10 protein-coding genes are annotated in these 8,810 nt (G+C 53.1%); 4 read left to right on the forward strand and 6 right to left on the reverse strand.

Translation table 11 applies throughout. The annotated features are described in order from the left end of the window. From AACS24_RS06055 to AACS24_RS06065, 3 genes are all read right to left on the reverse strand, one after another. Positions 1 to 693: DUF2971 domain-containing protein (locus AACS24_RS06055; RefSeq protein WP_181364144.1), on the reverse strand; the 693-nt coding region annotated here is incomplete at its 3' end. An 88-nt stretch (positions 694 to 781) separates the two neighbouring features. Next, positions 782 to 1,162 (reverse strand): DUF6979 family protein, encoded by a 381-nt coding sequence (locus AACS24_RS06060; protein ID WP_108570541.1) that lies wholly within the window; start codon positions 1,160 to 1,162, stop codon positions 782 to 784. A gap of 124 nt (positions 1,163 to 1,286) precedes the next feature. Next, on the reverse strand, positions 1,287 to 1,637 hold the full coding sequence (locus AACS24_RS06065) for a DUF3653 domain-containing protein (protein WP_108570542.1): 351 nt from the start codon (positions 1,635 to 1,637) through the stop codon (positions 1,287 to 1,289). A gap of 115 nt (positions 1,638 to 1,752) precedes the next feature. Here AACS24_RS06065 and AACS24_RS06070 point away from each other — a divergent pair, with 115 nt between their 5' ends. Further along, positions 1,753 to 1,986: a hypothetical protein gene (locus AACS24_RS06070; protein WP_108570543.1), complete on the forward strand. Its 234-nt coding sequence runs from the start codon at positions 1,753 to 1,755 to the stop codon at positions 1,984 to 1,986. Between the two features lie 734 nt (positions 1,987 to 2,720). Here the strand turns inward: AACS24_RS06070 and AACS24_RS06075 are convergent. Beyond that, positions 2,721 to 3,968 (reverse strand): tyrosine-type recombinase/integrase, encoded by a 1,248-nt coding sequence (locus AACS24_RS06075; RefSeq protein WP_375123955.1) that lies wholly within the window; start codon positions 3,966 to 3,968, stop codon positions 2,721 to 2,723. Between the two features lie 288 nt (positions 3,969 to 4,256). Beyond that, the gene (locus tag AACS24_RS06080) at positions 4,257 to 4,559 is read right to left on the reverse strand and encodes a YebG family protein (protein WP_108570546.1); all 303 of its coding nucleotides are present in this window, start codon (positions 4,557 to 4,559) and stop codon (positions 4,257 to 4,259) included. 169 nt (positions 4,560 to 4,728) lie between these two features. Between AACS24_RS06080 and AACS24_RS06085 the strand changes: the two genes are divergently transcribed. Next, complete coding sequence (locus tag AACS24_RS06085) at positions 4,729 to 5,604, forward strand: esterase/lipase family protein (RefSeq protein WP_108570547.1); 876 nt, start codon at positions 4,729 to 4,731, stop codon at positions 5,602 to 5,604. Between the two features lie 83 nt (positions 5,605 to 5,687). Here AACS24_RS06085 and AACS24_RS06090 read toward each other — a convergent pair whose 3' ends face one another. Next, a complete protein-coding gene (locus AACS24_RS06090) occupies positions 5,688 to 7,661 on the reverse strand; it encodes an SDR family oxidoreductase (protein WP_108570548.1) in 1,974 nt (657 codons plus the stop codon). 249 nt (positions 7,662 to 7,910) lie between these two features. Between AACS24_RS06090 and AACS24_RS06095 the strand changes: the two genes are divergently transcribed. Together AACS24_RS06095 and AACS24_RS06100 are read left to right on the forward strand one after the other, a co-directional pair. After that, positions 7,911 to 8,483, forward strand: a complete 573-nt coding sequence (locus tag AACS24_RS06095) for a phasin family protein (RefSeq protein WP_042030972.1) — start codon at positions 7,911 to 7,913, stop codon at positions 8,481 to 8,483. Positions 8,484 to 8,564: 81 nt separating this feature from the next. Further along, on the forward strand, positions 8,565 to 8,810 hold a 246-nt coding region (locus AACS24_RS06100), incomplete at its 3' end, for a patatin-like phospholipase family protein (protein WP_258222888.1).

An 8,810-nucleotide genomic window follows, 5' to 3' on the forward strand; every position in this document is an offset into this window, starting at 1 on the left:
GTCTTCATGTATTTTAACTGGCTTATTTTTCCTTCTAAAGTTGATTGAAAAATCACCTTCCTTTCTATGTCTTTCTAGTAAAGGACTTAAGTTAGCCACAACGCCCATAAATCTTATTTCATCGGCCATCGCTATTGGTAGTATAGAGCGATACTCCTTCTCATATAACCAGTCATCGCTTTTTGTTGTAAGCATCTTTAATGCAAGAGATTTGCTTACTTTATTTAAATAAGACTCACCTGAGTTAAATTCACTTACATCGAATCTAACCGTATCGTAATTAACCTTGACTGGTTTGGGATTATAAATAAGCTTTGGTGGCATCATTTTATTAACTTCAACATCTAGAAAGTCATCATCTAAGCCAAGGACCATTCCTTTGTGTTGGTCTGCGTAATGGGCCCACATTAATAAGCTTCTATTTGATTCGCTCAATGAAAATATACCAGATGACCTAATTATCCTCATCGGTACTCTTGTTATGGATGCTTTCCTTCGCTGATCTCTAAAATCATTATCATCTGATTCTTCAAGCTCATATTTATCTTTAAATGTATTATATATATACTCACTTACAGCTTGTGTGTTCTGTGTTTCGAATGGGTCATTCAATAGAATTGGCGGTGACAATTTTATAGTTGGATTTTCTAAATACTTATCAATGAATGGCATGTATTTATACAGTGTGGTCATGAGGTTTCGCATTTTTGTTTAAAAGTGGCCCCCCGTATAGTAATACGGGGGGAATTTCGTTCATGGTATCACATGACCCTTTGCTGCCTTAACGGATCATTCCTTTGTCCCATAGTGCAAGCACAACCTCCATTTGGTGATTCGAGACAATGTTCTTTTCATGAACGGCCATCACTCTATCCCATAGCTCAGGCGCACTCATTTTGTGCTCGCTTTGCTTCAGGATCTCTACTGCCGTGATGGCGTAGTCGCGGTTGTAAATTGAGCGGGTGTAGTTGCCGGGATTGATACCTATGACCCTGTCTGCGCTGCATAGGCCTAAAAAGCTCCCTTTTGGACATCCCTTAATCCGTCCGCTCTGGGATGCAATGTGCTCTAGAACGCCAGCTGACCATGCCTCGTTAGGACTGAGATCCTTGTCTTTCATACACAGCTCCACCGCATGGACTGCGGCTTTTCCATAACTCATCGACTACTCCTAAAAGCCTAATAAGGTGTTTTATTGACTCTCTAGTCATTTTCACTGTGACGCGTTGAACTAGGTCAAAAGATTCTTAAGTTATTAAAAAAGAGGGCTTTCGCCCTCTCCTTTCTCAACTGGTACCTAGTTTTTTCCTCCAGTAGAAAGCGGCCATCTGTCGCTCTGATCTCTCTGCTTGGATGATGGCTATGGCCTCAAGCCTTCGCCTGTCATAGGTGACTCCTGTCGGGGAGACAAGACAATCATTCTTCATTCGCCAGCCTTCCCATTCCTTCCAGATAGTAGGCAACTCCCTACCCGAAGCCATACGCATAAGCCGTTTATAAGCAGGTGGGATATCTTTGCCCTTGTCCCAATACGTGACCTGCTTCACAGAAACAAAACAAAGATTGGCCGTCTCTTCAATTGATAAACCGCACTCAAACCAACGAAAAATGAAGTTTTTGGTCAACTCTCGTTCCATCCAACTAAATACCTGATAAACCAGCAAAATTGCGTGGGCTGGCTTATCGGCAGGTTTCAGATGGGGATTTAACAAAACGTCGCATTATGCGCAATGACGGGTGCAGGAGGACGGAATGAAGAGAACTGAACAATGGAACCGTTTTGATGTGGCTGACTGCTTGGCCACCGAGGCCGACATGGTTGCCTATCTGCAAGCAGCTCTTGAAGATGGTGATCCGGTGATGCTGACTGCGGCGTTTGAAGATGTGGAGCGTGCTCGTGCCAAACTGCGTGGCCAGCAGCATTACACGCTTGAAGAACTGCTGGCTCAGTGTGACCCTTATGATAGATTTGATGAAACTGATTGAGGTAAATGACGGGATGTATAGTCAACATTTGATTCCATATGCAAAGTACCTTTGTAAAAACAAGCAAGAAGTTCTCCTTGTATGCTTTCAATGCTCAGTGGTCATTTGGGGATCACTGAAGGTATGGAATGACTATCCCATCCTGGGTCCCATAGCGATGGTATTAGGCATAGTACTTGTCATCGTCAAGGGTGTAGGCAGGATGATTCACTCTGAGTTGAAAGCCCTCAAGGAAAGATACGATAGCGTTTCAGCAAGCAATGCCGATAAATAGGGTTATCGGCATTGCTGTGAGAGATAACGAGGGAGGCTTCAACCACTACGGCGACACAACTCATGTATTAATGCGATCCATGACGAAGAACCATCATGGACACCTTGATCTGCCAACCGCAGAAGATCCTCACCTAAAGCCGATAATGCATCGTGCTTTGAGCCATAGTGCTGGTAGTAGGAATTGGCTAGTTCAACCAACTGCTCATTTAGCTGCACCCGAATATCTCTTGGAACAATGTCCCCTCCCCTTAGTCGATATTCTGAAACCACAAATGTCGTATTTTGAGACAAGAGTTCACTATTAAAACGCTTGAACAATATGTGTATTGGACTCCCCTTTTCACTGTGGGCAGCCATTGCGCTCGCGCCGATCGACAGAAATATGCCGTAAAATTACGGCATACTGGTTCGCCCTGTTTCCTTTTTTACTCTTTGTTATCTCTCATCTCTTCGAGTTTTTATCGCAACCTGTCGAGCGGTTTTTGCTGGGCGCTCTCATGGCGTTCGCTCTGGCTGGTGTGCAGGTATTTGGAGGTGGTGTCGATGCTGTCGTGGCCCGCATCGGCTTGTACGTGGGAAAGTGGTCGACCATTGAGGTTGATGTCGTGGGTGATCCCGGTATGGCGAATGGCATGGGGGGTCAGTTGCCGCATTTCGGCACCATCCTGATAAAAGCCATCCAGCTCAGCCAGCTCGGCACCTTTGGTTATCACTGCCTGCACCAGTTCGCGCAGCTGACGGATCCCCAGATTGGCATTAAGCTCCCCCCGCTCCCTGCCGTGGGCGGCCGCTTTATGACGGATAAAGAGCGGGGTCTGCTCGTTGGGGGCCGGCAAGGGCGAGAGTCCCAGAAACGCACGGTAGCGTTCGAGGGCGTGGAGCAGCGCCTGTGAGACGGCGACGGTGCGGCGTTTTCCCCCCTTGCTACTCGGTATGTAGTAACCCCAGACGCCGGTTTTGCTGTCGCGACGAAACTGCCCCATCACGGGGGTAAAGCCGGGCCTGGCCGCCACTTCCGAGATCCGCAGATAACAGGCATACATCAGGATTACGAGAAAGCGACTGCGCTCATGTTGCTCCGGATTATCTTGCGCAAGTGTTTCGGCGGCCTGCAGTACGTAGGACCATTGCAGCTCGCTGAAGGCTTGCACCTGATCGTCAGCCTCCTGTGCAAGGGGCTTTTTCACCCGTTGCAGCAACAGTGCCGGATTCCTATCCATGTACTCCTCCTGAATGAGAAACTGGAAAAAGGCTGAGAGGATAGCGAGCTTGGTTTTCATCGCCTGTTCGCTCAAGCGATATGGCAGTGGTTGGCCCAGCTCCTTTTTACCGAGAAATGGACGCCACTGGGGATTGGGCAACCGCTCTCCCCACTCTTTGTCCTGTACAAACTGGGCGACGTTGCGATAGGCGATGAGCGGCTCTGGTGGTGACTGGCAGTAGTCGAGGTAGCGCATCATGATACGCCGGGTCAGCGCCTTTGGGCTGATGGCGACTTCGCAAAAACACCAGTGCAAAAAAGTGGTCAGCTCGCTTCGGTAGGTCTTGTAGTTGTTCTCGCTATGGCGCTGTTCAAGCAGCCAGTCGACCGCCAACTCATAGACCAGACCTGCATCAGGCACTGTGTTGAGGCTGAGATTGGCAAGGTAGTGGTTAACCTGGGCATTGCCCTCTTCCAGGTAGGTGAGATTGTCAAAAAGCGGCATGGCCGGCGGCAAGGGAATGGATTGATGAGTCATGGTCTTGCTTGGTGATAAAGGAGAAGAAAAATGGTCGGTGATATCGACCGAAAGACAGGGCCTGGCCCGATTTATCAAAGGTGTGATTGGATGGTGACCAACCAGAAACAGGATCCTGGCATTGAATTACCTTATGCAATCAATATGCACCTTTGTTAAAAAATTCTCGGGGTAAATAGCCTTAAGAATGGTTATAAATGCAATTTAACTGAATGAAATAAAAGCCGTTACCCCGATAGGCCACCAAGAAACTGCTTATGCCACCTGTTTGAGCGCCTTCTCCTTGCGCTTGGATGCGGGCTCTTCCTCCTTGTTGCCAGTTGCCGTTACCTTGCCACCACGCAGCAGGTTTTGCAGCTTATCACGCTGCTCGGCGAGGTAAAACGCCAGGCTCTCCTGCTGCTCCGGGGTCATCTCGACAGGGGCGCCGGCAAGTAGTGCCATCAGCTCATTGGCGGTATCCAGCAGTTTGTCATAGGCGTCCGCCTCTTTCTTGCTGGCAAAAGTCATTTTTTCCACTCCCCCACGAACCACAACATATTTGATTTCAACAGCCATGATGGCCTCCTCCTGATGATGATGAGATAAGTATATGTATGGATATACAGTATTGCAAATATCCTGACACGGTAATGAGGAAGGGCTATGTCGGGGCAAGCGTGACGGGGCCTGCAGGGTAGAAAAGCGTCATTTGACTTCTGTTGCCGTGTCGCCGGATCATGGGGTCATGACGATCGTACGACACCTGTTTATTCTGCTGATAGTTGAGGTGCTGCTCATTGGGAGCATCGCCCATCTGGTACTGGATTTTTCATGGCTGGTCACTCTGTTGTTCGTGATCCTGGCCCTGCTCACCCTGCGTTGCCTGGTGGTACTCGGTAGCTGGCTATTTACCCGCTTTTACCCCTCCCCGGCCATCGGCATGCCGGCGAGAGTGAAGATGATGGCGCGAGAGATGCTCGCCTACCTCTACACCTTTACCTGGTTGCTCCCCTTCGAGCCGCTGCTGATGGCGCCAGACAGGTTGCCTCCTTGCCGGCGGCCGGTACTGCTGGTGCATGGCTATGGTTGCAGCCGCGGGATCTGGCGTACCCAGCGAGCCCGGCTAGAAGCTGCAGGCCATGTGGTCGCTACCATTACCCTGACGCCGCCATTTGGTCATATCGACGAGATGGTGCCGCTGCTGGCCAAGCGAATTGACGACGCGCTGGCGGCAACCGGAGCCAGCCAGCTGGTGTTGGTCGGTCACAGCATGGGGGGGTTGGTCTGCCGCGACTATCTGGCGGTCCATGGCGGCGACAAGGTGGCAAGCCTTATCACGCTGGCAACGCCCCATCAGGGCAGCCAGCTGGCGATGCTGGGGGTGGGTGCCAATGCGCGCGAGATGGAGCCGGGCTCCGGCTGGTTGCAACGCTTTGCCTCGGTGCCTCTTTGCATCCCCGGGATCTCGGTGCGTACCAGCCACGATAACGTAGTGATGCCGCAGGAGCGCCAGCGTCTGGCGGGCATGGAGGATATCGAGCTGGCGGGGATTGGCCACCTCACCCTGCTCTACTCGAGCCGTACCACGGCGCTGCTGCTCACTCTGCTGGCTCGCAAATAAGCCATAAGCAATCATCCCAAACTAAAAGAGCGGGCCCGAATGTGCGGGCCCGCTCTGTTTTTATCTTCTTTTCAGCTGTGCGCTTAGAAGTGGATCCCCTTGATGAAAGTGGAGACGGCAACCTGATCGGCGGTGGCCTTGGATTTATCGCCATCCTTGGGATCGGCAAAGGTGCGGAAGCTGGTGTTCATGATGACTTGGGCGACGCGCGGTGCCAGAGCGTGAACCACCTGACCAAATACCCCGAGGCGAGTGGCCAGACGAACGTGCTTGTTGATGATGGTATCGCATACCAGATCGGCAGCCTCTTCCGGCGTCATCATCGGTACCTGCTCATAGACCTTGGTCGGTGCGACCATCGGCGTTTTCACCAGCGGCATATTGATGATGGAGAAGCTCACCCCTTTATCGGCAAACTCGGAGGCGGCGGTACGCACCCAGGCATCGAGGGCCGATTTGGAGGCAACATAGGCGGAGAAGCGCGGCGCATTGGTCAACACCCCGATGGAGGAGATGTTGATGATGTGGCCTTTCTTCTTCTCAATCATGGTGGGCAGCACCCCCATAATCACCTTGAGTGCACCAAAGTAGTTGAGCTGCATGGTGCGCTCCAGATCGTGGAAGCGATCGAAGGAGTCCTCGATGGAGCGGCGGATGGAGCGGCCGGCATTGTTGACCAGAATGTCGACGCCGCCGTGATCGGCCACGATGCGAGCGGTGATCTGCTCGGCCTGGGCCAGATTGGAGAGATCCCCCTGATAGATCTCGATGGTCAGTCCCAGCTCGGCAAACTCGGCTTTAGTCTCGGCAATCTTCTGCTCGTCGCGGGCGATGGTAACGACGTTGGCCCCCGCCCCCGCCAGCTTGCGTGCGGTTGCACGACCAATGCCGGAGGTGGCCCCGGTCACCAGCACTACCTTGCCCTCTACCCGACCACGCAGGGAGCGATCGATGAAGAGCTCCGGGTCAAGGTGGCGCTCCCAGTAATCCCACAGCCGCCAGGCGTAGCTGTGCAGCGGCGGCACTTCGATGCCTGTCCCTTTCAGTACCCGCTGGGTTTCGCGACTGTCGAAACGGGTGGGATAGCTGATAAGACGGAACACATCCTTGGGCAGACCCAGATCGGCGATGGCGGCATCACGGATACGGCGCACCGGCGCCATGGTCATCAGCATGGCGGTCAGGTGGCGGGGAATGAAGTTAAAGAGGGAGGCATTGATGCGGATCGCGGGCTCCGGCGCATGGGCGGCACGGGAGAAGGTGCTCAGCATGTCGCCGACCCGCATCGGGTTGGGGTCGGTCAGGTGGAAGGTTTTGTTCTCCTCTCCCTCCTGATGGGCGATATGCACCATGGCATCGACCACGAAGTTGACCGGCACTATGTTGATGCGCCCGCCCTCAACCCCTATGGCCGGCATCCAGGGCGGCAGCAGACGGCGCAGCTTCTGGATGGTCTTGAAGAAGTAGTAAGGGCCGTCGATCTTGTCCATTTCGCCGGTATTGGAGTCACCAACGACGATGCCCGGGCGGTAGACCCGCCACGGAATGGTGCACTCGTTTCGCACAATTCCTTCCGCTTCGTGCTTGGTCTGGAAATAAGGCATGTCGAGGTGCTCGGCCTCATCGAACATATCCTCGCGAAACAGACCATCAAAGAGACCAGCGGCAGCGATGGAGCTGCAGTGGTGGAACTGGCGGGCCGCGAGTCGTTCGGCCAGCTGCACGGACTGACGGGTTCCTTCGGTGTTGACCTGCTGCTGGATCCCCGCCTTGGCGTTGAGGTCATAGATGGCGGCCAGATGGAAGAAGTGGTCGATCTTGCCGATCAACTGCTCCTGCATCTCGACCGATACCCCCAGCAGCGGTTGCGTCATGTCGCCAAAAACCGGGACCGCGCGCGATTCATCCACATTCCAGAATGAGAACAGCTCTGGCAATTTTTCCTGATGAGAAGAGCGCATCAGAAAATAGACGGTACAGTCGGGATGCTGTTGGAATAACTTTTTGATCAATCGACGCCCGATAAAACCACTACCGCCGGTAATGAAATAGTTCATAAAGAGAATCCTGCTACTGATTAGGGTGTTACTAGGTTGTTAGATATATCACGATTCATATGGAAATCCGCAATTTGATTGTCGGTTCGTGAGCAAACCCTAATTTCGGTAGTGTGCCTGTTCCGTTATTAGGTAGAACCCTCTATTTTTTGTCCCTAGACTGAAGTTGAAAAATCAGTAATGCCACAACCCGATTGCAGTTTCGTTGTCGCCATTACATTTTATCTGTCGTTATTCAAGGAGAAGATCATGGCTAAAAAACTTAAAGCGCTGGCAGGTTCAGTGACCGACAACCAACTCACCTCCACCATCAAAGAGTCCACCCAGCAGATCTGGTTGGCCGGTCTGGGCGCCTATGCCAAGGCGCAGGAAGAGGGCGGCAAGATTTTTGAAGCGCTGGTGCAGGAAGGTGAAGCGCTGCAAGCCAAAACCCGTCAGAGCGCCGACGAGAAGATTGCTGCGGTAGCCGACAAGACTGCCGGTACCTGGGGCCGTCTGGAGCAGGTGTTCGAAGATCGCGTTGCCCGCGCCGTAGCCAGTCTGGGTATCCCGACTCGCAAGGATATCGACAAGCTCTCCAAGCGCATGGCCGAGCTGACCGAAGTGGTGCAGCAGCTGCTGGATGCCCAGGACGAAGAGGCTCCGGCCGCTGAAGCCAAACCGGCAGCCCCGAAAAAGGCGCCGGTCAAGAAAGCTCCGGTAAAGAAGGCGCCGGTAGCCAAGGCTAAAGAGGCTGTGGTTGAGCAGGCTGCTGACCTCCTCTCCGCTGCAGAAGATGCAGTCAAAGAGGTGAAGGCCAAGGCCGAGAGCGTGCTGCCGTAATCCGTCTCGATGGCAAAGAGTGAGCATCACCGGCCCATGCCCAGCGCTGGGCCGGTTTTCTATGGATAGGGAGGAGGCTCTATGAGTACGGTAGCAATCGCCCTTGCCGGTGGCGGGCCGCTCGGTGGCATCTACGAAATCGGTGCCTGCGCCGCCCTCTCCGACAGCATCAGCGGCCTGCGCCTTGAACATGCCGATATTTATGTCGGTGTCAGCTCGGGCGCCGTGGTGGCATCGGCGCTGGCCAACGGCATCTCGGCAGAAAAGCTGGTGCGCATACTGCTCAGCGACGACTCCGGCGAGATGTTTGATCCTGCCACCCTGCTG

Origin of the sequence: Aeromonas sp. HMWF016 (assembly GCF_963878195.1) — a bacterium.
In the GTDB taxonomy this organism is placed as follows: domain Bacteria; phylum Pseudomonadota; class Gammaproteobacteria; order Enterobacterales; family Aeromonadaceae; genus Aeromonas; species Aeromonas lacus.

Coding starts and splice junctions, on each gene's coding strand:
- AACS24_RS06080 (WP_108570546.1), bottom strand. CDS start 4,559: ATGGCTGTTGAAATCAAATATGTTGTGGTTCGTGGGGGAGTGGAAAAA.
- AACS24_RS06075 (WP_375123955.1), bottom strand. CDS start 3,968: ATGCCGCTTTTTGACAATCTCACCTACCTGGAAGAGGGCAATGCCCAG.
- AACS24_RS06060 (WP_108570541.1), bottom strand. CDS start 1,162: ATGAGTTATGGAAAAGCCGCAGTCCATGCGGTGGAGCTGTGTATGAAA.
- AACS24_RS06070 (WP_108570543.1), top strand. CDS start 1,753: ATGAAGAGAACTGAACAATGGAACCGTTTTGATGTGGCTGACTGCTTG.
- AACS24_RS06085 (WP_108570547.1), top strand. CDS start 4,729: ATGACGATCGTACGACACCTGTTTATTCTGCTGATAGTTGAGGTGCTG.
- AACS24_RS06095 (WP_042030972.1), top strand. CDS start 7,911: ATGGCTAAAAAACTTAAAGCGCTGGCAGGTTCAGTGACCGACAACCAA.
- AACS24_RS06065 (WP_108570542.1), bottom strand. CDS start 1,637: ATGGAACGAGAGTTGACCAAAAACTTCATTTTTCGTTGGTTTGAGTGC.
- AACS24_RS06090 (WP_108570548.1), bottom strand. CDS start 7,661: ATGAACTATTTCATTACCGGCGGTAGTGGTTTTATCGGGCGTCGATTG.